The organism is Dapis brunnea BLCC-M229, assembly GCF_050015995.1.
Taxonomy (GTDB): Bacteria; Cyanobacteriota; Cyanobacteriia; order Cyanobacteriales; family Microcoleaceae; genus Trichodesmium.
Genome location: NZ_JBNHEP010000205.1, coordinates 1 through 22,001, shown reverse-complemented (window position 1 = coordinate 22,001; position 22,001 = coordinate 1). Strand labels below are relative to the sequence as shown.

At 37.7% G+C, this 22,001-nt stretch carries 16 protein-coding genes; 9 read left to right on the top strand and 7 right to left on the bottom strand.

All coding sequences use genetic code 11. From position 1 onward, the window contains the following. The 6 genes from ACP6PM_RS22890 to ACP6PM_RS22865 all read left to right on the top strand — a co-directional run. On the top strand, positions 1-184 hold a 184-nt coding region (locus tag ACP6PM_RS22890), incomplete at its 5' end, for a hypothetical protein (RefSeq protein ID WP_426588699.1). Between the two features lie 190 nt (positions 185-374). Beyond that, complete coding sequence (locus ACP6PM_RS22885) at positions 375-587, top strand: HNH endonuclease (protein WP_426588701.1); 213 nt, start codon at positions 375-377, stop codon at positions 585-587. 231 nt (positions 588-818) lie between these two features. Beyond that, positions 819-1,043, top strand: a complete 225-nt coding sequence (locus ACP6PM_RS22880) for a hypothetical protein (protein ID WP_293095963.1) — start codon at positions 819-821, stop codon at positions 1,041-1,043. A 193-nt stretch (positions 1,044-1,236) separates the two neighbouring features. Then, positions 1,237-1,494: a cytotoxic translational repressor of toxin-antitoxin stability system gene (locus ACP6PM_RS22875; protein ID WP_426588697.1), complete on the top strand. Its 258-nt coding sequence runs from the start codon at positions 1,237-1,239 to the stop codon at positions 1,492-1,494. A 53-nt stretch (positions 1,495-1,547) separates the two neighbouring features. Beyond that, positions 1,548-3,134 (top strand): glucose-6-phosphate isomerase, encoded by a 1,587-nt coding sequence (locus tag ACP6PM_RS22870; RefSeq protein WP_426588695.1) that lies wholly within the window; start codon positions 1,548-1,550, stop codon positions 3,132-3,134. 661 nt (positions 3,135-3,795) lie between these two features. Then, positions 3,796-4,488 carry a response regulator transcription factor gene (locus ACP6PM_RS22865; RefSeq protein ID WP_426588693.1) on the top strand — a complete coding sequence of 231 codons (693 nt, stop codon included), beginning with the start codon at positions 3,796-3,798 and terminating at the stop codon, positions 4,486-4,488. Positions 4,489-4,702: 214 nt separating this feature from the next. Here the strand turns inward: ACP6PM_RS22865 and ACP6PM_RS22860 are convergent, their stop codons facing one another. The 4 genes from ACP6PM_RS22860 to murC all read right to left on the bottom strand — a co-directional run bounded on the left by ACP6PM_RS22860 (position 4,703) and on the right by murC (position 9,153). Next, positions 4,703-5,197, bottom strand: coding sequence for a low molecular weight protein-tyrosine-phosphatase (locus tag ACP6PM_RS22860; RefSeq protein WP_426588691.1), 495 nt, complete (start codon positions 5,195-5,197; stop codon positions 4,703-4,705). 245 nt (positions 5,198-5,442) lie between these two features. Then, entirely contained in the window at positions 5,443-5,793 is a 351-nt protein-coding gene (locus ACP6PM_RS22855) for a YbaB/EbfC family nucleoid-associated protein (protein WP_426588689.1), read from the bottom strand. Positions 5,794-6,316: 523 nt separating this feature from the next. Beyond that, positions 6,317-7,285: a UDP-N-acetylmuramate dehydrogenase gene (gene murB / locus ACP6PM_RS22850; protein WP_426588687.1), complete on the bottom strand. Its 969-nt coding sequence runs from the start codon at positions 7,283-7,285 to the stop codon at positions 6,317-6,319. Positions 7,286-7,527: 242 nt separating this feature from the next. Continuing rightward, entirely contained in the window at positions 7,528-9,153 is a 1,626-nt protein-coding gene (gene murC / locus ACP6PM_RS22845; protein ID WP_426588685.1) for a UDP-N-acetylmuramate--L-alanine ligase, read from the bottom strand. An 854-nt stretch (positions 9,154-10,007) separates the two neighbouring features. On the opposite strand from murC, the gene ACP6PM_RS22840 reads away from it, so the two are divergent. Beyond that, entirely contained in the window at positions 10,008-11,027 is a 1,020-nt protein-coding gene (locus ACP6PM_RS22840; RefSeq protein ID WP_426588683.1) for a type I glyceraldehyde-3-phosphate dehydrogenase, read from the top strand. A 252-nt stretch (positions 11,028-11,279) separates the two neighbouring features. On the opposite strand, the gene thiL is transcribed toward ACP6PM_RS22840, so the two are convergent. Then, positions 11,280-12,305 (bottom strand): thiamine-phosphate kinase, encoded by a 1,026-nt coding sequence (gene thiL, locus ACP6PM_RS22835; protein ID WP_426588681.1) that lies wholly within the window; start codon positions 12,303-12,305, stop codon positions 11,280-11,282. Between the two features lie 135 nt (positions 12,306-12,440). Beyond that, positions 12,441-12,581: a hypothetical protein gene (locus ACP6PM_RS22830; RefSeq protein WP_426588679.1), complete on the bottom strand. Its 141-nt coding sequence runs from the start codon at positions 12,579-12,581 to the stop codon at positions 12,441-12,443. 1,626 nt (positions 12,582-14,207) lie between these two features. Here ACP6PM_RS22830 and ACP6PM_RS22825 point away from each other — a divergent pair. Beyond that, the gene (locus ACP6PM_RS22825; protein WP_426588677.1) at positions 14,208-15,905 is read left to right on the top strand and encodes a potassium channel family protein; all 1,698 of its coding nucleotides are present in this window, start codon (positions 14,208-14,210) and stop codon (positions 15,903-15,905) included. A 780-nt stretch (positions 15,906-16,685) separates the two neighbouring features. On the opposite strand, the gene ACP6PM_RS22820 is transcribed toward ACP6PM_RS22825, so the two are convergent. Next, complete coding sequence (locus tag ACP6PM_RS22820) at positions 16,686-16,985, bottom strand: sll1863 family stress response protein (protein ID WP_426588675.1); 300 nt, start codon at positions 16,983-16,985, stop codon at positions 16,686-16,688. Between the two features lie 551 nt (positions 16,986-17,536). Here ACP6PM_RS22820 and ACP6PM_RS22815 point away from each other — a divergent pair. Beyond that, positions 17,537-21,973: an amino acid adenylation domain-containing protein gene (locus tag ACP6PM_RS22815; RefSeq protein ID WP_426588673.1), complete on the top strand. Its 4,437-nt coding sequence runs from the start codon at positions 17,537-17,539 to the stop codon at positions 21,971-21,973. Positions 21,974-22,001 lie beyond the last annotated feature (28 nt).

The following is a 22,001-nucleotide window of genomic DNA, read 5'->3' as shown; positions in this document are numbered from 1 at the left end:
ATTTTTTCAAATCCATTCAATCTCAAATTTCAGCCATAGCAAACTCCGTCAATTTAGATTGACAAGCCAAGACAATAGGATGGGATGGATGGGTTACCTAACTATATCCAATCGACCAAGAGAAGAAAAAAATCCTTTTAGCCAATCCTATCCGTTATCAGAAGAGGTAATTATTAATTATTGAACATTGTGATAATTGATTAATTAGTTATATATAGCAATTCTCATCCTGGTCAAGTAAAAAAATCTAGGTTTTAAACAGGGAACAGGAAAGAAAAAAATAAGTGTACCTCATGGTTACTGATAAACCCTATAATCAAATTATTTAAATTCAGTAATTTTCTTGGAGATTAATTATGAACAAAACATTATGAATAAAAATTCCCTTAGCAGTTAAAAAATATGTATTTGAGCGAGACAACTACCACTGTCAAAGTTGTGGTAAAAATTCAACACAAACAGAACTTAATATAGACCATATTATCCCCCTCGCTAGAAGCGTTACTAATGATCTTACTAATCTACAAACCCTCTGTCACAACTGGAACCAAAAAAAGAAACATCATTTCGATCCCCGCTTTCAATGAAACTTTAGTAATTAAAGCAAATTGGCATCCAGAAAAAATTTAATTTGTTAGTAACATATACAGCAGATTCAGTGATTAATGTGCTACAACTGGCAGAGTAAATATTTTTTGCTTATTCCCGATCCTACTCCCCATCTTCCCTACTTTCTACTCCCTAAAACCATGAATATATGTACTTCATCAAGCAGGAAACTGCTGTAACATAATGAATAAATAGAGGAGAAACATAAAGTGAAATCAAAGACTATCGGTCTTCTCAAGATTAAGATGTATTCTTTAATTGAAAAAATGTCTGATATAGAATTAGAAAAAGCTTGGGAATATTTACAAACACTTCATTATGACAGCTTCATGATGATAGCTATTCAAAAATCTAAAACAAGTCACAAACCAGGAGATATATTCACTAAAGAAGAAGCATTGCAAATATTAGCCTTTGATAAAGAAGATACTTAAAATAAAAACAAACATTATTTATTAAACTAGAATAGAAAAACTATAAAAAAACAATATTTTTGTTACCAAAAGATAGGGTATCAAGCCTCCCTTTTCTAGGGGATGAAAAAAGTAAAATTCAGTTTTTCAATCCTCCAGCTTTAGCCTGAGATACTGATAACTGATAACTGATAACTGATAACTGATAACTAAAATGAGTCTAGAAGTCCGTTATGCTCGGTCTTTTATCGAAGACCTTAAATTAATAGAATCTCTTGCCTACCAACAAGTATATGATTTTGTTTTTATCAAATTCAGCCAAATAAATTACTTACAAGAATTGCCAGAACTAAGACAACTTGGAACCAGTGGTATTTTCTACAGATTTACTGTGGACAATTATCTGATAGGTATAGAAGTAACAGGTCAAATTGTTAAATTTATCCGTATTTTACCAAAGCCAGAAATCTAGTCTTCTAAACTACAGATGGCAAACCAGCAAAAATACTAAATACACTAATTTTTATGGAATCAAAAGAACTCTGGGAACGCTATATTGACTGGCTTTACTACCACGAAGGATTAGGATTTTACGTTGACATAAGTCGCATTAAATTTGACGACTCTTTTGTTGAGACAATGAAGCCTAAACTTGAAAAAGCCTTCCAAGATATGGAAGCTTTAGAAAAAGGTGCGATCGCCAACCCAGACGAAAACCGAATGGTTGGCCACTATTGGCTCAGAGACGCTGATATTGCTCCTACCCCCGAAATTAAACAAGAAATTGTCCAAACTCTGGAGCAAATTGAAAATTTTGCCAAGAAAGTCCATAGCGGAGAAATTAAACCTTCTAATGCTCCCAAATTTACAGATATTCTGTCCATTGGCATCGGTGGTTCAGCTTTAGGCCCCCAATTTGTCGCCGAAGCTCTTGGTCTTGATGACCCACCAATGGAAATACACTTCATTGACAACACAGATCCAGCAGGTATAGACCGGGTACTCCACAAACTCAGAGATCGCCTCAATAGCACCCTAGTTATAGTCATCTCCAAATCTGGAGGTACGCCAGAACCTCGCAATGGTATGATGGAAGTTAAAGCAGCCTTTGCATCTCAAAACTTAGACTTTTCTACTCAAGCCGTCGCCACCACCACCCCTAATAGTAAACTAGGAAAAATTGCTAAATCTGAAGGATGGATAGATGTTATCCCAATGGCAGACTGGGTAGGTGGACGTACTTCCGAACTCTCCTCAGTTGGTTTGCTACCCGCAGCACTGCAAGGAATTGATATCCGGGCAATGCTTGCTGGGGCAAAAGAAATGGATGCAGTTACTCGCAAACATGAAATCAAAGGCAACCCCTCTGCTTTATTAGCCTTGAGTTGGTATGCCGTAGGTAAAGGTCATGGGGAAAAAGATATGGTAGTTTTACCATACAAAGATAGTCTACTACTATTCAGTCGCTATTTACAGCAGTTAGTTATGGAATCTTTAGGTAAAGAAAAAGACCTAGACGGCAAGGTAGTCAACCAAGGTATTGCAGTCTACGGTAATAAAGGTTCTACAGACCAACACGCATACGTACAACAGTTGCGAGACGGTGTATCTAATTTCTTTGTCACTTTTATCGAAGTTCTCGAAGATCGTCAAGGTACTTCTCCAGAAGTAGAAGCAGGGGTAACTTCTGGAGACTACTTATCTGGTTTTCTTCAAGGTACTAGACAAGCACTCTATGAAAATCAGCGAGATTCTATTACAGTTACTATTCCTAAAGTTAATTCTTATAATGTAGGAGCATTAATTGCCCTTTATGAGAGGGCAGTTGGTTTTTATGGCTCTCTAGTTAATATTAATGCGTATCACCAACCAGGAGTAGAAGCTGGTAAAAAAGCCGCAGCGACAGTGCTAGAATTACAACAACAGGTAATAAATATCCTCAAGCAGGAGGGATCTCCTCTATCTTTAGAAGAATTAGCTCAAAAAGTAGGAGCTGCTGATAAAATAGAAACCATATACAAGATTTTGCGTCATTTGGCAGCTAATCAGCGAGGTATTGTTTTCCATGGAAATCTTGGACAACCAGCTAGTTTAGCCGTAAGCTATAAGTAATAGTAGATAATACATTTGTCTCTCAGCATTGAGCATTAGGGGTAGGAGATTAATAGTTTACGTTCCAAAGCTACTAATTATGCTATAATCTGATAAAAAGAGTAGTTAGGGGTGCAAAACCAGACCACCCTTGTGACCGCTATCCTGATAAGTCACCGCTAGCCTGGTCAAGCAATGTTATCCTCTACAACTGCCGACAACCAAGCCAACATCAGTAGTAAAAGCGTTTACAAGATTTTCTTGTAGACACAGTAGATATACCCCTCAGTAGATAACGTTCTACTGTGCATTGTTAACAAATATTAGCATTCATAGTATCGTTAAGAACATAAGCTTAAATATTACCTAAATATACTTAAAGTGAACTTTTTTTTAAAATTTATGATGGTATATACTTAAGCTTATTTTACCCTACAAAGAGTCGGTAGAGTTCCCACTGATTTTAAGTCTGTGGAGAATATCAGGTGACAACCAAGGAGATTTTGCTCTTCAGTGAAGCAGGAAGTTTGTCTGCAAGATTCAAACCTCAATTTGGGTAAGTTCAGTACAAGGGCTATCATACCCCCGCCATGAGGAGACGACAGAAATTTCACCCGTCGTTTTTTATCCCCTAGCTAAAGCTGACGAATTTCCAAACTAAAGAAGGTTTTTAGATCAAACAATGCCCTTAACAATTCTTGTTGTTGATGATGACTTGGGAACTCGCTTATGTCTTAGTGATTACCTGGAAATATCTGGCTACTTGGTAATCAAAGCTGAAAATGGTCAACAAGCTTTAGATTTAGTTGAAAAATCTCAGCCCCATCTGATTATTACTGATATTGCTATGCCAAAAATGGACGGCTATGAACTGGTAAGACGAGTTCGGGCACGTCCAAGTTTTCGTCTCTTACCTGTGATTTTTCTAACTGCTCATACAAGTACACAGGACAGAGTGAAAGGTTATCAATTGGGGTGTGATATTTATTTACCAAAGCCTTTTGAATTAGTAGAGTTAGGAGCAGTAGTCCGCTCTTTATTAGATCGATATGCTCTGATCGCCCAAGCTTCACCCGGGCCTAATTCTTTACCTACTAATAGTCAATCTTTGGTAACAGAAAAGCTATCAAAATCAGATTATTCAGAAACAGTATCTCAGTCAATTATCATAAATTCTCAGATTAATTTGACACCCAGAGAACAGGAAGTTTTGAGTCTCTTGCTTAATGGTCTTTCTAATGTTCAAATTGGTGATCGCCTACATTTAAGTCCGAGGACTATTGAAAAATATGTGAGTAGTTTATTGAGAAAAACTGATACTAACAATCGAGCTGAGTTAGTTCGTTTTACTATGGAAAATTACTTTGCTAATTAATTTTAATTAAAGGGAATAAGGAATAGTTTTAGGTGTTAAATTTTCTGCATTTTTCCCAGTTAGGCGAATAAAAATCCCAACAAGGAGTGAACATTAATTTAGTTAGTATTTTTTGCTACTTTTTTCCAGGTTTAGCACTACTTAAACTAATGATACATCATTTGTTATTCAGCAAGCCCTAATTAATAATCTTTTCAGGAAAGTAATCTGAAATTCAGCGATCGCCAACTACTATTTTATTTTCATTTATCAAATAATCTAATAGTCCTTCACAAGCATCTAAAAGTATCTCAATAACATAATCAAATCCATCTGAACCACCATAGTAAGGATCGGGTACTTCCTTAATATCAAAATATCTACAAAAGTCACACATTAACTTGACTTTATCCCCATATTTATTACCACTGTCTAAGCGAAGTACATCCCGATAATTTTCCTTATCCATTGTGAGAATTAAATCAAAATTATTAAAGTCTTCTACTTGAAATTTACGGGCTGAACCTTTCAGATTAATACCTCTCATTTTAGCTGCATAAGTCATTCTAGAATCAGGAGGGCTACCTATATGATAGCCCCCAGTACCAGCAGAATCACAAACTATGCGGTCGCCCAAATTAGCTTTTTCTATCAGATGATTCATAATATTCTCTGCCGAGGGAGAACGACAGATATTACCAAGGCAAACAAATAATAGTTTATAAGGCATAAATTAATTGAGAATATGGAATCCAGAATATAGAATCCAGAATATAGAATGTAGAATTATTAAATTAATTTAATTTAGAATGCAGAATTATTAAATTAATAAATTAACCATTTTTTAGTTCTAAATTAGAAATTAGAAATTTTTCAGAAATTCAAAAGACTAGGATACAGTTTCTCAGTTAATCTGCTATTATATTTAGTAGCTACTTAACTTAAAACCTTTCCTAGCCATTATTACTATTTAAACTACGATAACCCTGGTATATTTAAACCACCTGTCAAATCCTCCATACGTTCACGCATAGTAGCAGTAGACTTAGTATAAGCATCTAGCATTGCTGCTGTAACCAGTTCAGAAATTACCTCTGCCCCTTCCCCCAGCGCATCTGGTGAAATTTCTACTCGCCTTGGCTCTTGGTTTCCACTCAAAAAAACCTTTACTAAGCCACCACCTGCTACCCCTTCAACTTCTAATTGATCGAGTTCTTCTTGAAGTTGTTTAGCTCCTTCTTGAACTTGTTGAGCTTTTTTAAAAGCTTCAGTTAGTTCTTTCATTTTACCTAAGCCGCCGCCGAAGAAACCTTTTCCTTGTGACATAATTACTCTTCTATGGTAAGTCTTATTTGGTATTTGTTTGTTGCCATTATAGATTCTCAATCACTGATACAGAATCTAATTTTATTTTGTGCTTTAGTAGGAGCTGATTAAAAAGCTAATCTACGCAGCTATAGCATCATAGCATCTATCATAAAAATCATAACACTACATAACATATAAATTTTTAGCACTTGATTATCATGAATAAATTGACATTTATTTTCCTAATTTATTCAAGATTTCCTCAGACAATTCATTAATAATCTTAATCAAAAGCTCTTTATTGTTGCTCAACTGCCTTAAGTCTAGTAATTAATGGTTCCAGAAGGTGGGGAATCTGAAAATCCGACTAATTTCAGGTACTATTATAAAAAAGAAATATAAATTAATTTGTTGTTAGGAATCTGATTGATTAGCATAAAAATCATATTTCCAACAATAATTTATTCATTTTCTATACTTGATTTGTACCCCTAAACCAATGCAACTACTATCAAACACAAATTATAGTTTATTGGTATTATCAAGTTACTACTTCTGAAAAATCTCCCATAACTTTTACTTCTGGTTTTAATAACAACGACCACTGCTTTTCCACCTGTTCTTGAACATGATAAATCAGTTGTAAAATCTCGTTAGCTTTAGCTCCCCCACAGTTCAGAATAAAATTGGCATGGCGGTGAGCAACTTGGGCCATACCTATTTGATAACCCTTAAGTCCAGTGTTTTCAATTAACCAGCCTGCTGATTTTGGTCCAGGATTCCGAAAAACACTACCACAACTAGGTAAGTGATAAGGTTGAGTAGTTCTTCTCTTGTGAAAATTTTCAGAAGTTATAGCTGTTAGCAGAGCAGGCTTTTCTCCTGGTTGTAACTGAAAAGTAGCTTGAGCCACAAAAATAGATTTACCTTGTAGCTTAGAATAGCGATAACTGTATTCTAAATCTTGAGCAGACAAAATATCTATCTGACCATTAGGCAACATAACATGGGCATTCACCAATATATCAGCCATACATTTACCTTGTGCCCCGGCATTCATTACCACAGCACCACCAACAGTGCCAGGGATACCAACAGCCCACTCCAAACCTTGCCAGCCCATTTTTGCTGCCTTCCAAGCAAGACGTGGTAATGATTCACCAGCACCTACAGTCAGAAGACCTGTTTCTTGTTCAAAGTTGATCTGTCGGAGATGGCGACTGCCAATAACTAATCCAGATAAACCACTATCGCTGACTAGCATATTAGATCCAGCTCCTAGCAGAGTTATTGCTAGTCCTTCAGAGTGAGCAAACTGAAAACTTGCTTGTAAGTGATCTAATCTTTTTGGTGTAACATACCATTGAGCAGGCCCTCCGACTCGGAAAGAAGTTAGAGGAGCCAGAGGAACATTAGACTTAATTACACAATCTGTTCCTAATAACGGGATTGGTTTATACTTTGGCCTTTGATCTGAACTAGCTATGTGATAAGAGAGAGTCATGGTCATAACTAATAACTTGAATTATGGTAATTTAAAGGGGTCGGTTTTAGAGTTATACCAATTGAATAAATATTTCCTACATATTTGGTAGCCAACTAGCAGGATGACCGATGGGAACTATAAGTCATATACCACAGGTGCGTATCAGGAATTATTACTATTACGGCTTCCTATTTCTGCAATGAGCCTTTAGCCTTTAACATTATTTGATCAAATTGGTATTATTTAACTCAACTTAATATTCTTCATTAAGCTATTTCACTAGATGCGACCTGGACCTGATACTGAGGTTGTTGATAATATGCCATGAGTTCTGGGATAATCTGATTTAGATTACCAGCACTAAGAAATATTGCCATATCCCCTGGTTGTAGAATTTCATGCAAAAATTTACTCACTGACTCTAAAGATGGTTGATAATAAACCTGTTGATGGTAACTAGAAATTGCTTCAGCTACTTGTTGGCCATCAATTTGACCATCAGATGATTCTCCGGCACTGTAAATATCAGTAACAATCACCATGTCAGCATCATTAAATGACTTAGCAAACTCTGAAATAAAAGTCTGAGTACGACTATAACGATGAGGTTGGAATATAGCAATAACTCTTTCAATTGGCAATAAGTTATTTTGTTTGATGGGGGGTAAATTTGTGGTCGATATATGAGACTTTGGAGTTAATTCCTGACTTTTCCGTAAGCGAGCTGCAGCCAGAGTAGCATTAATTTCACTAGGATGATGAGCATAGTCATCAATAAATACAATACCGTTATATTCTCCCCGATTTTCAAACCGACGATGAGCACCTTCAAATTTAGCGATCGCTGCAGCAATAGCTGTAAATTCTAGACCTAATAACCTACCTACTGCCACAGCAGCCAAAGCATTACTTAAGTTATGTTTACCCAATAACCCCAATTCTAATTGTCCCAAAGGTTGGCCTCGTTCCCAAACACGAGCCAAGGTAAGATTAGATTGATAATCTACACAATCTACTGTATAGTCAGCTTCACTTTCGGGGTTAATACTGTAACTAATGGTTGGCTGAAGTTTATCTTTAACATTAGAGCAGTCAATACAACCCACTAGACTCTGACAGTTTCCTTTAAATACTTGGAAGGTTTCGACAACTTGTTCTAAACTTTCATAATGGTCTGGATGGTCTAACTCAATATTAGTGATTACACCAATGTAGGCAGATAATTTAACTAAAGAGCCATCTGACTCATCTGCTTCTGCCACCAGATAAGGACTTTTACCTAAACGAGCGTTACCTTCCCAGGCGTCTACTTCTCCACCAATAACAATGGTGGGGTCTAAACCAGCCTCTAGAAGCATAAACCCAATTAAACTGCTAGTTGTAGTTTTGCCATGAGTTCCAGCTACAGCTATGCTTTGATAATCCTGAATTAGAGCCGCCAATAAATCCGAGCGGTGGAATATTGGACATTCAAGTTCAACGGCGGCTTTATATTCAGAGTTTGTTGTATTAATTGCTGTTGAACAAACTACTTGTGGGAGTCGAGAAATTGCTTGGTTATTTCCCACTTCAACATTGTGTTTTTTTATCATTACTGCTCCTGTATTTACACGGAGATCAGTAGGGGATAAATTTAACTTAGAATTGTTTGACAAAGGTAAATTTTGTTCTTCAATAGTTTGTTGAAATAACTCTAAATTTTTGGCTTCTTGATGCCAAAATATATGTGCTCCTATTGCTTCTAAGCGCTTTGTTATGTGGCTAGATTTGAGATCCGAGCCATAAATAGGTAACTTGCGTTTAGCTAAAATGTAAGCAAGAGCAGACATTCCGATGCCGCCAATACCAATAAAATGAAATGGCTTACCACTTAAATCAACATATTTACTCATTAATTGCTCCTTACACACCACACCGCGTCCTTAACACGCGACATCATACCAGGAATTTTTTTTTTTAGATAGAGTTTAGCAGTAATTTAGGAAAAACACTGGTTAGCTTCGTCAATAGTCTCTATCTCTCGTGATTAATTTGTTTTATATCAAATATTTACCTACTGGCCAGTATCTTTCCGGACATATCTCAAAAACAGATCGAGGATTAATCATCAGGATTTTTTTCTAAAAGAACAAATATTTATCGTAACTAATCAGACCAAAAAAATTATCATTCAAGGTTAGTAGTTAGACAACAGACAATTGAAAAATGTAGTAGGATGAAAAATCCCTACTTCTGACTTAACTTGAGCAACATCTGATTGTTAAAATCGAGGACATTGGTTGAAGTTGTAGGGAGGTTTCATGGGACGTTTCTACAACTTCAAACTGTAACTTTATGACGCTTCGTATGATTTTTATTGAGTTGACTTAAAAATCATTTTGATATTTGACTTAATAAATTACTTGGGATCGTAATTAACCTACAAAAAAATTATCAAATTACCATTTTGCTGTATGATAATCCTCAAGGTTAATTTTCTTTTAAGCTCTCCTGGCTGAAATTCATATCACTTCTTTAAAAGTAAAGGATGTGGAATCAAGCCATGGCAGAGTTTAAATCTGAAATAAATATCTGAAACTATCAATAAGTAAGCCGTGGGGCAGCACGGGGACTTGATAGATTCACTCGGAATCTATCAACTTAAATGGATAGATTTACCGAAAAACCCATACTGAAACCTTTTTTATCAGTATGTAGAACTGTCTAAAAATTGAAATTTTACAAGCTTTTGTTAGGAGGTAAAAAAGTGATTAGAGTTGCCATAAATGGTTTTGGACGGATTGGACGGAATTTTTTACGTTGCTTGCTCACTCGTACAGATAGCCAACTCGATCTTGTAGCTATCAACGATACTTCCGACCCTAAAACCAATGCCCATCTACTAAGGTACGATTCAATGTTGGGTACTTTAAAAGGTGTAGATATTACTACGGATGAAAATTCCATTACAGTCAATGGCAAAACAATTAAATGTGTTTCTGACCGTAATCCTTTAAATTTACCATGGGCAGACTGGGGTATTGACTTAATTATTGAGTCTACAGGTGTATTTGTAACTGAGGAAGGAGCTTCAAAGCATTTACAGGCTGGAGCTAAAAAGGTTTTAATTACTGCTCCTGGTAAGGGTGGACAAATTGGTACTTTTGTGGTGGGTGTTAATCACGAGGATTATAAGCATGAAGATTACAATGTTATCAGTAATGCTAGCTGCACAACCAACTGCCTAGCTCCTGTTGTCAAGGTTATACATGACAACTTTGGCATTATTAAAGGTACAATGACCACAACTCATAGTTATACTGGTGACCAACGTATTTTGGATGCTAGCCACAGAGATCTACGACGGGCCAGAGCCGCAGCAGTAAATATTGTGCCAACTTCTACAGGTGCAGCTAAAGCAGTGGCTCTAGTAATTCCAGAAATGAAAGGTAAGTTAAATGGTATAGCAATGCGTGTTCCTACTCCTAACGTTTCTGTTGTAGACTTAGTAGCTCAAGTTGAGAAAAATACCTTTACTGAACAGGTAAATGAAGTTATAGAGGCTGCTGCTAATGGACCAATGAAGGGAATCATTGAATATAGTGATTTACCTTTGGTTTCTATTGACTATCGTGGCCATGATTGTTCTTCAATTGTTGATGCTAGTCTGACAATGGTTATGGATGGCGATATGGTAAAAGTTATTGCTTGGTATGATAATGAGTGGGGTTACAGTCAGCGTGTTGTAGATTTGGCTGAAGTTGTAGCACAGAAGTGGGCTGCGTAGTGTTTTTGAGTTTTGATTTTCTGACTTTTAACAGAATCTTGGCAGAAGTCTTCACCTAAAATTCAAAATTTTTAGGTGGGGATAAATGCCAATCAATACCAAGCTTGTAATATGACTACCTAGGCAAAATTAATTTTGCCCAACTACTTTTAAAAAAGCGTTGCGCTCCTATCATGGCTTTCGACACATGAAGAAGGTAGCCATTATCAGGTCTGCGGTTAACCCAGGAGAACATCATAATAAATAACTTTTTCAAAAATGTTGAAATCCTTGGCTAAGTGTAAGTTGCTCGTTTGGGTAGATTCCTTGGCTATCTATTAATAAGATGTCGGTGTCGTCTGTGGTTGTACCCACTATGGCTGCACCGACTCCAATTTTTTTTACTAATTTTTGGCCATAAAATAGTGGCAGACATAAAACTAGCTCGAAATCTTCTCCTCCATATAGTGCCCAGTTTAATGCTTGTTCAGATGAGACAAATTTAGTCAAACAAGGGGGAATGGGAATTTGATTTCGTTCAATTCTGGCCCCTATTTGAGATGCTTGACAAATTTGAATAATTGCATCTGCTAGGCCATCACTACTATCCATTCCTCCTAGCAATATAGGGTTTTTGCTATCCTCTGCACCACTAAAACTACTTAAAGATAAGCATTCCCATAAAATTGTTAAAATGTCAAACCTTGGTTTGGGACGTTGGTGAGCCAAAATTAGGCTAGAGCGTTCTGCTTCTGTGAGAGATTCACCTAGTTCTGGAGCAAGTAATAGTTCTAACCCAGCTCTTGATGCTCCATGAAATCCAGTGGCCACTATCACATTTTGGGGTTGACAAGTGGAACGAAGAATAGTAAAAGAAGGGTCAACTTGTCCGAAAGCAGTAATTGAGATGGTAGAGACTGGCGATCGCACAATATCTCCACCAACTATAGGGGTATTGTATGGCTGTAAGCATTCAGAAATACCTTTGTAGAGTTGTTCAACCCAAGTAACGGGTGTATCACCAGTTAAACCAAGAGCGATCGTAATCCCAATGGGAGATGCTCCCATTGCTGCCAAATCGGATAAGTTAGCAGCAGCACTGCGCCAACCTACATCTTCGGGGGAGGTTGTGCGATCGCTAAAATGTATTCCATCGACAAGTGTATCAGTTGTTACTACTAATGATTTGTTGGGTTGAGTTGGCAAAATAGCAGCATCATCCCCGATAATATCGTCTGGGCAAAAACGGTGTAATCTTTTTAAAAGTCCTTGTTCGCTAATATCTTTAATTTTGAGCATAGGAATATATCCATAATTATAGCTTTTTTCATGTTAATTACAGTAGAGTATATAAAGCAACCTTGAAATCTCCAGATGGGAAAAAAAGCGATCGGGTTAATACGCTTCGGTGCTAATGACTATAATATTTGTGATTTAGACTTGGGTCTCGTGTTGCTGTTGACGAGCTAAAATTGCTTGGATAAGACTACTGCGAAACCTGGTTGCTTGGAAAAATCCTTGGTTTAAACAAAAGACATCTAGTAGGTGCATAACCAAGTTTATAGCAGTTTTCATGCTTGATAGACCACAGGTAAAGACACCCTAATTATCGCGCTCATCTTTAATTCAGCAACTATTTGAGTAACAAGGATTTTTATACTGACTCCTAACAATGAGTTTAGGGGTCTACTCAACTGAAAAACCCTGTTTGAGTACTGGTGCGTAAGTCCTGTTATAGAGGTTTTCATTGATATAGACCAAAGCTCTCAGTTCTGTGAGTCCTCAAATTTTACGCATACTCACTACTATTTATGTAGTCTACGGTAGTCCTGCATGGTAATGGTGAGGATATATATTTTTTAATTTCTCCCCATCTCCCCATCTCCCTATCTCCCTATCTCCCGATCTCCCCACACTCCCGTTGCTTCCTTTACCATTACTATGCACCACCACCTAGTCTACTTTTGTGAAAACTGCGATAATGGTTTACTATCAATGAGTTTAACAGAATTTTCTTTGTTGCTTCTACAAAAAATATAAGACTTATCTTATTACACTAGACAGTGCGAAGTTCTTTGAATAACTATTGCTAGCTAAGGCTTTTAGCAACTCAAGCTTAGAAACTATCCATTCATACCTGTAGGTGCTGTAAGCCCTTTCCAGTAAGACTTTCAGTCAGATAAGCAAATCATTTTTTAGAAGAACTTTGTACTCTCCAGTTATTACAGTATAATTCATTTAAGTAAACCACAAAACTATTTTGGGATAGGGAGTATGGAGTAGGAAGATACTTTGGAGTTGCGCGTACTCGCTGTAGTCTATCTATTTGAAAAACGCTATAACTTTTTATTTTTTGTTGAGATCGGAGTTGCAAGAGGGAGCCACAGTGCTCTATATCACTTCGCGATTGCTACTTACGCACAATTATACCAATTTCATAAATTTAGGCTACACTGGTTATCTCCTGCCAGATTATATGTTTGATTCTTGAAATATGATGTGTAGCCATACTTGAGGAAATTGGTATTAATTATTTTTTAACTACTATATTGATGGAAAATTTTATTATTTAGCTTGTTGCTTGTTAATTTGTCAATTTCACCAGAATCTAGATTTATAGAATCCAGAAATTATTTTACTTGGCTAGTAAGTTCTGGATTAAAACTAATAATTAATACACTGAACTCTTTATTCATGTAAATTCCTAGAAAGAAAAATATGAGATTTAGCAATAAATTTTACACCGTAAGTCAGAATATAGACTTATAGTATGTTAGATTTTTTTGTATTATCTTAAACAATTATACCGGATAGTTTACTAAAAACGATATAATTAAAATGTTTTTTTTTGCTATCGGAAAAATAAATATTACTTTTGCATATTTATTTGTTTTTTGTTAGTATATAAACAAAGCATATAGTTAGTTGAGAGAATAGTTGAGATACTGCGAATCTTAATTAAGTAACTATAATATTAGTCCAAATTTAATTTTTAATAAATACAATTAATAAATATTAAGAATTATGTAAAAGATTAATAAAAATTAATTAAAAAGCAGAGTTATTGGCAAAAATCAAGACAACTATTCAGCCGAAATAGTGTTGTAAGCTACATTTTTTTCAGTGTAAATAATAAATGATAGTTTACAGTACAAGGTAAAAGACGACTTCTTAACATTACTTTAATAACTTTCCTGATCCATGAAACCAAGAATAATAGTCTGTGGCTTGGGTCGTACCGGCTACAAAATATTTCGTCTATTAAGACAGCAGGGTGCAACAGTTGTTGGCATAAGTGACCGCCCACTCCGTGGAGAGGGTTCAGAAATTATCGTCGGCAACTTTCGTTCAGCATCTACTTTATTAGCAGCAGGCATTCAAAGTGCCCATACTCTGGTTTTAGCAGGGAAAGATGAGTCTGTTAATTTGGCCGTCTTAATGTTAGCAAGGATTCTCAATCCTAAAATTCGGATTATAAATCGCCTATTTAACACCAGTTTGGGCGATCGCTTAGACCATACCCTGACTGACCACACAACCATGAGTGTGTCAGCTTTAGCAGCTCCAGTGTTTGCTTTTGCAGCCTTGGGTAATCATGCTATTGGTCAGCTACGTCTATACAATCAGACCTGGCCAATGCACGAAGAATTGATCGATCAGAATCATCCTTGGTTAGGTCGTAAGATCGCTTCGCTTTGGGACGATCGTTCTGTGATGTTAATTTACTATATACCAGTCGCAGATCCAATCGATCTAGTCTCTGCAGTAGTAAAAGGGCGACAGTTACGGGTAGGAGACCGCCTGATTATTGCCAGCAAACCTAGTGTGCGAACTCGCAGACAAAGTTTAATTCACAACTTCTTCAAAATATTTGCCAGACTCAGACAATTTCAGCGACATAGTAAATCAGCAGTAATCCTTAATTTAGCTCTTTTAGTAACTGTTTTAGTTTGTACTATTACTTATATTAGTATTAATCTGAATAATAGTTTTGTTGATTCCCTCTACTTTACTGTTGGTATGATTACAGGAGCAGGGGGAAATGAAAAAATAGCAGAACAAGCACCAGGTAGTATCAAAATATTTACTTCCATAATGATGCTTGTGGGTACAGCGATCGTAGGTATTTGCTATGCACTCCTAAATGACTTTGTATTAGGTACTCGCTTCCAAGAATATTGGGATGCTGCTCGCATTCCTCTGCGCCATCATTATATTATTTGTGGGTTTGGTGGAATTGGTTTACATATTGCCCAGCAACTTGTTGCTAGTGGTTATGAAGTAGTAATAATAGAACGTAATCCTAACTGTCGATTTCTCAATACTGCCAGATCGATGAAAATTCCTGTGATTGAGGGAGATGCTAGTTTATCTACAACCTTAGAAGTTGCCAATATTGAAAAAGCTGAAGCTCTATTAGCTGTAACTGGTAATGATATTGTTAATTTAGAAATTGCTCTGAGTGCGAAAGGTCTTGTACCGAAAATACCAGTGGTCGTGAGAAATCAAGACCCGCACCTAGCCTTAATGGTCCAACAAGTATTTGAATTTGAGTCTGTACTTAGTCCCACAGAATTAGCTGCTCCTGCTTTTGCTGCAGCAGCGATCGGTGGTAGAATTCTTGGCAATGGAATTACGGCAGATAGTTTATGGGTAGCATTAGCTACTTTAATTACACCAGGACATCCTTTCTGTGGCAAAGTTACTCAAGACGCAGCTCACAGTGCTGACTTTGTACCCTTGTATACAGAAAGTAACGGTCAAGAAATCCATGGTTGGGATTTGCTTACTGCAACTTTGAACTCTGGTGATGTCTTGTACTTAACGATGCCAGCTAATAGACTAGACCAACTTTGGAGAAATGCGCCTATACAACTCATAAGTAATGTAGTTGAATAGTTTAACGATCCACTAATATAAATAGATCGGAAGGTTTTGAAATGTGTCATTTTTCTTCTCCTGGGTTTTAACTCAGGAGCTTTAAACTTTCCGTAATTAAGTGGGTAGATAAAATTATTTGTATTATTTATTACTCAGGTATATTTTCTGTTCCTTGTTTCGAGATCCGGTATTTCCTACCTCCACTAAATGTTAAATTAATTTAACAGGACTTACGCAAAATATGAAAATATACACCACCTGTAGGGGTGAACGGCCGTTCACCCCTACTAGATATGGCGGTTATGCGTAAGTCCTGTTTAATACAAGTACTTATAATTAGATTCTGCATAAGTTGTTGCAATAAGTAATGTGGAATCATAACACTCATTTCCATAGCTATCTGTTGCGCTAAGGCGTCATGTAAAAATAAGTTGTACAAATTTTATCTGAAATAGATTGTGAAATTTAGCTTCCATCAAAAAAATGTTCAGGTTATTCTTACACGGCTCCTAAATTCTCAATGTAGTACCTCGTCTAGCTTTAAAATGTGGGTAAAGAGCGAGTCAATGAAGACCTCTCCCCCAACCCCTCTCCTGCTCCGAGGGGGAGGTTTTACCCACAATTTTAGTCTAGACGCGCTAGTAGGTTGTGGGTTGGGCAAGTTTCCATGGAAACTTGCCGAGCTGTCAGAGTGGATGCAGTTGATTTTTGACCATGGTCTTACAAGAGGCATCAAATCGCAATACTGCTCCCAATATTTCTGACAAATACTCTCCAATTAGTTGGAGCTACTATGAGTTATTTAAACTTAGAAAGTGCACTATCAAAGGCGCTGTGCAAATCATTCCAAGCCTTTTCAAAACCAACTTTTACATCTCCCCATGCTTGTTCGCTGGAGTTTTGTAGCTCCTGAAATTTCGTTTTGACTGCATCACGCTGAGTAGACAATTGTTCTATCTTATCGTGATAATTAACTTGGGCATCTGCTTTAGCTTGTTGAGCTTTAGCTTTCATTTCATCAATTTGAGCATTTAGCTTGTCAAGTTGAGCTTTGACTTTAGCTTCGTAGACTTGTTTTGTTTCTGGTTGATTTGTCATAATTTTAACTCGATATAATTTAATTAACAACTATTTGTTCATAACAAAATAGACTAATACTTTTACTTTTTAAACAGATTGAAAAGTTAGCTAATTGCCAGAATAACTAGCTTTGGCCAGCTAACTGGCCTACTAAAAACTATGTAATAGATACTGTCTATTTTGTTTATGTATTATTTTAATAATTGCTCAGGCTTTTGTCAACAATACATAAGAATATGTAACAATATATCAAAATTTATTTTCCTCAACTTCTAAATAAATTAAACTGCTCTGTCGGAAGTAATTTAGTTCTCCCCCTAGCAGTGCTGTATTTTTCATGTTATGCTCATAAGTTAGACTATTTTTAAATGTTTCCATAGTGACATTGGGCTAGGCTATTCAGTATAGTAGATAGCATATAGCAGTCTTCTTGGGGTTCTGTAGAAAATATCCTGAAAAAAAGCAATATGGGTAAGATATTCAAACTGTTTATCTATTTTCGTGTTGTTTACAAATCATTGAGAATTGCAATAAATTATCTCAAACTGTTGAAAAATTCAGGAGGATAAATGACTGGAAAATTTAATCAGAAAGTAGTTAGTTATCGGCATGATTCCCATGAATTAAAGCTCAATGAAGAATTAGTATCGCGTCTGAAACAACTACAGTTACAGTTTGATGGTATTAGTCTGTTTAAAATTGCGTTGAATGCCTTTTACGTACTATTATATCCCTACACAAATCAGGAAGATATTATTGTTAATATTCCTACAGAAAATCGACGGGGTAAAAAAGAGTTTAAAGATGTAGCAGGCGATTTGGAAAGTTTAGTCGTTGTGCGAGGGAATTTAGAGGGTAATACTACTTTTAAGGAATTGCTGATGCAAGTCACTCAGAGAGTTGACCAAGCAGTGAAAAATGAAGCTTATAATTATCCTTTGAGTCAATTGTTCAAGCAGTTGAAACAGAAAAGTAATTTCAGTCATAGTCTGGTTTCTTCTGTGATGTTTAATTACCGAAAATTAGGATGGTATGAGACAGAGTTACCAGAGGGATTACTTCAAATTGAGTCTTATTTGTTGGAAGAAAAATTTGGCACTCTTTATGACCTCTCTGTAGAATTTATTGAAGTAGGTAATGAGTTGAATGTTCGATGGAATTATAATAGTGATTTATTTAATTCTGAAACTATAGACCGGATGGCAAAGCATTATCTGAGATTGTTAGAGGAGATTGTTGCCAATCCAGAAACGCCCATTTTCAAATTGCCGTTGTTGAGTGAATCTGAACGTCATCAGTTATTAATTGAGTGGAATAATACTAAGGTTGACTATCCCCAGGATAAGTGCATTCATCAGTTGTTCTCCGAACAGGTGGAAAAAACACCCGATGCAGTGGCAGTGGTGTTTAAAGACCAACAATTAACTTATCGGGAGTTGAATTGTCGGGCGAATCAATTAGCACATTATTTACAATCTATAGGAGTCGGACCAGAAGTTTTGGTGGGGATATGTGTTGAACGTTCTATTGAGATGGTAGTGGGATTGTTGGGCATTATCAAAGCTGGTGGGGCTTATGTTCCCCTAGACCCAGGTTATCCTCAAGAGCGCTTGGGTTACATGATTGAAGATACTCAAGCTTCAGTGCTATTAACTCAAAAAAACTTGTTAGCTGGATTACCGGAAATAAGAGCGCAAATCATTTGTTTAGATGCTGACTGGAATCTAGTTAGTCAAGAAACTGACTTAAATCCCAACTGTAGTGTTTGTGAGGAAAACTTGGCTTATGTAATCTACACTTCCGGTTCTACAGGTAAACCTAAAGGTGTAGCGATGAAGCACCTTGCCTTGAGTAATCTCATTTTGTGGCAACTAGAAAACACCACAGTTTCACCAAAAGCAAAAACCCTGCAATTTGCACCAATTAGCTTTGATGTCTCCTTTCAGGAAATATTTTCAACCTGGTGTGGGGGTGGAACCTTGGTCTTAATCTCAGAACAAGTGCGACGAGACCCTGTTGCTTTACTACATTTATTAAACGAAAAACAAATAGAAAGACTCTTTCTTCCTTTTGTTGCCTTACAGCAGTTAGCAGAGACCGCTCAAACTAGGGGATTGATTCCCAGCAGTTTGCGGGAAGTAATAACAGCAGGGGAACAGTTGCAAATAACAAGGGCGATCGCAGGCTTTTTCTCCCAGCTAAAAGATTGTTCCCTTCATAATCAATATGGACCATCAGAAACTCATGTAGTTACAGCATTCACCTTAACGGGTTCTACTGAGAATTGGTCAGCACTACCACCTATTGGTCGTCCCATTGCTAACACTCAGATTTACATCTTAGATCAATTGGCACAACCTGTACCTGTGGGAATTCCCGGCGAGTTGTACATCGGGGGAGTTTCCCTAGCCCGAGGCTATCTCAACCGTCCTGACTTGACCGCAGAACGATTTATTGCCAATCCCTTTAGTCAAGAACAGGGGTCGGGCCTTTACAAAACTGGAGACTTAGCCCGTTATTTACCCGATGGCAATATCGAATATCTCGGTCGCATCGATAATCAGGTCAAGGTGCGGGGTTTCCGGATCGAAGTTGGGGAAATTGAAGCAATACTTGCCCAACACCCGGACCTGCGGCAGACTGCGGTGATTGTCCGAGAAGACCAACCAGGGGATAAGCGCTTAGTCGCTTATGTTTGTCCAAATCAGGGGCAAATCCCAACTTCGGGTCAACTGCGCCGCTTTCTTTCCGAAAAGTTACCAGACTACATGGTGCCTGGGACTTTTGTGACGTTAGAAGCTTTACCCTTAACACCCAGTGGCAAAGTCGATCGCAAGGCTCTACCAATTCCCGATGCTTCAAGTTTGATTCGTGAAACCAGTTTTGTTGCCCCCCGGGATTCGGTAGAACTGCAACTAGCTCAAATTTGGTCAGAGATTCTGGGTGTTTCTCCCATCGGAGTTCACGACAACTTTATTGAATTAGGCGGACATTCCTTGTTAGCCACCAAAATTATCGGGCTAGTGCGCGTACGCTTCGGGGTAGAATTACCCCTGAATTGCTTATTTGAGTTTCCCACAGTTGCTGAGTTAGCCAAGGAGGTTCTTCAGCAAGAGGGATTAACTATTGGACCACCCCTACAAGCCATTTCACGAGAGCAAACCATTACTTTATCTTTTGCCCAAGAACAACTGTGGTTTCTCAACCATTTAACGCCGGAAGAACCAGTTTACAACGAAACCTTGACCATTCATCTAGGTGGAGATATCAATATTCCTGCATTGGAAGAAAGTTTGACGGAACTCATCCGCCGCCACGAAATTCTGCGGACGACCTATTCAGTTGTTAATGGTCAACCTTGTCAGGAAATTCAGCCACCATCTGCATTTACTTTACCGATTGTCGATTTGCGAGAATGGTCAGAAACAAAACGAGAAACAGAAGCGGTGCGTATTGCCACCGAACAGCTTCGCCAAGGATTTGACCTCACCCGAGGCCCCTTGCTGCGAGGGACTCTGATTCAGCATGATCCAGCCAACTATCGGCTCTACTTCGCTATTCATCACAGTGTTATAGATGCCGAATCATTTGTGCATATTATCCAGGAATTAGAAATTATTTATACGGCATTTTCTCAAGGTTTACCGTCACCTCTGCCAGCATTACCCATACAATATGCCGATTTTGCGGTTTGGCAACGCCAGCGGTTACAGGGAAAAGTTCTGTCCCATCAGCTTGCCTACTGGGAGAAAAAACTAGAAAATTTACCCCAGTTACAACTTCCCACTGACCGTCCTCGCACTCCCCAAACCACTTTTACCGGTTCATTTCTTCGTCACCGACTGCCCTTTGACTTAATCGAAAAGCTCAAAACTCTTAGCCGTCAAGAAAGTGTTACCTTATTTGTGACCTTCGCGACAGCAATCAAAGTTTTGCTTTATCGCTATTCGACCCAGGAAGATATTGTTCTGGGTACTGTTATTTCCCAACGGGATCGACCGGAGTTAGAAGGAATCGTTGGAAACTTTCTCAATGCTTTAGTCTTGCGTAGTGACCTCAGCGGCAACCCTAGTTTCTGCGAACTGTTAAAACGAGTCCGGAATGTCTGTTTATCAGCTTACTCCCATCAAGATGTGCCGTTCCAGAAGGTGGTAGAAGCCCTTCATCCCGATTACCAAGTCAACCAAAATCCCATCTTTCAGGTGGCTTTTACGATGGATCCACCTCTAGTAACCGAAGACAACTTAGGATGGAAAGCATTTTACTTTGAGGTAGATCCTGATATTTCTAAGTTTGACATCACTTTCTATCTCTTACAGGAAGAATCGGAGGGAATGATTCTTCTGACTGAATACAACACTGATTTGTTTGATGCCACTACAATTAAGCGGATGAGCGGGCATTTGAGGACTTTGCTAGAGGGAATTGTTATCAATCCCAACCAAAGCATTTCTGAATTACCTCTGTTAACAGAAAAAGAGCGTCATCAACTGTTAGTGGAGTGGAATGATACCCAGGTTGACTATCCCCAGGATAAGTGCATTCATCAGTTGTTTGAGGAACAAGTAGAAAGAACACCGGATGCAGTGGCGGTAGTATTTGAAGACCAAGAATTAACTTATCACGAGTTAAATTGTCAAGCCAATCAACTGGCGCATTATTTGCAAAGTCTGGGGGTAATACCAGAGGTATTAGTGGGCATCTGTGTCGAACGTTCTCTGGAGATGATGGTGGGATTATTGGGCATTCTTAAAGCTGGTGGGGCTTATGTGCCGTTAGACCCGAATTATCCTACCGAACGCATTGCCTATATGTTGGAAGATTCTGCAGTGCCAGTTTTGTTAACACAATCTAAGTTGGGCGATCGACTTCCAGAAACACAGGTAATGGTGGTATTGTTGGATGCAGATTGGAATGGGATTAACTCAAAACCCCAACAGAACCCTGTTCATCAAACAAAATCTAACAACTTGGCTTATGTGTATCCACTCAATATGATGGGGTAGGGAATGATTATAACTGCCAAGAGCAACT

Coding starts and splice junctions, on each gene's coding strand:
- ACP6PM_RS22875 (WP_426588697.1), top strand. CDS start 1,237: ATGAGTCTAGAAGTCCGTTATGCTCGGTCTTTTATCGAAGACCTTAAA.
- ACP6PM_RS22870 (WP_426588695.1), top strand. CDS start 1,548: ATGGAATCAAAAGAACTCTGGGAACGCTATATTGACTGGCTTTACTAC.
- ACP6PM_RS22865 (WP_426588693.1), top strand. CDS start 3,796: ATGCCCTTAACAATTCTTGTTGTTGATGATGACTTGGGAACTCGCTTA.
- ACP6PM_RS22860 (WP_426588691.1), bottom strand. CDS start 5,197: ATGCCTTATAAACTATTATTTGTTTGCCTTGGTAATATCTGTCGTTCT.
- ACP6PM_RS22855 (WP_426588689.1), bottom strand. CDS start 5,793: ATGTCACAAGGAAAAGGTTTCTTCGGCGGCGGCTTAGGTAAAATGAAA.
- murB (WP_426588687.1), bottom strand. CDS start 7,285: ATGACCATGACTCTCTCTTATCACATAGCTAGTTCAGATCAAAGGCCA.
- murC (WP_426588685.1), bottom strand. CDS start 9,153: ATGAGTAAATATGTTGATTTAAGTGGTAAGCCATTTCATTTTATTGGT.
- thiL (WP_426588681.1), bottom strand. CDS start 12,305: ATGCTCAAAATTAAAGATATTAGCGAACAAGGACTTTTAAAAAGATTA.
- ACP6PM_RS22830 (WP_426588679.1), bottom strand. CDS start 12,581: ATGAAAACTGCTATAAACTTGGTTATGCACCTACTAGATGTCTTTTGT.
- ACP6PM_RS22825 (WP_426588677.1), top strand. CDS start 14,208: ATGAAACCAAGAATAATAGTCTGTGGCTTGGGTCGTACCGGCTACAAA.
- ACP6PM_RS22820 (WP_426588675.1), bottom strand. CDS start 16,985: ATGACAAATCAACCAGAAACAAAACAAGTCTACGAAGCTAAAGTCAAA.
- ACP6PM_RS22815 (WP_426588673.1), top strand. CDS start 17,537: ATGACTGGAAAATTTAATCAGAAAGTAGTTAGTTATCGGCATGATTCC.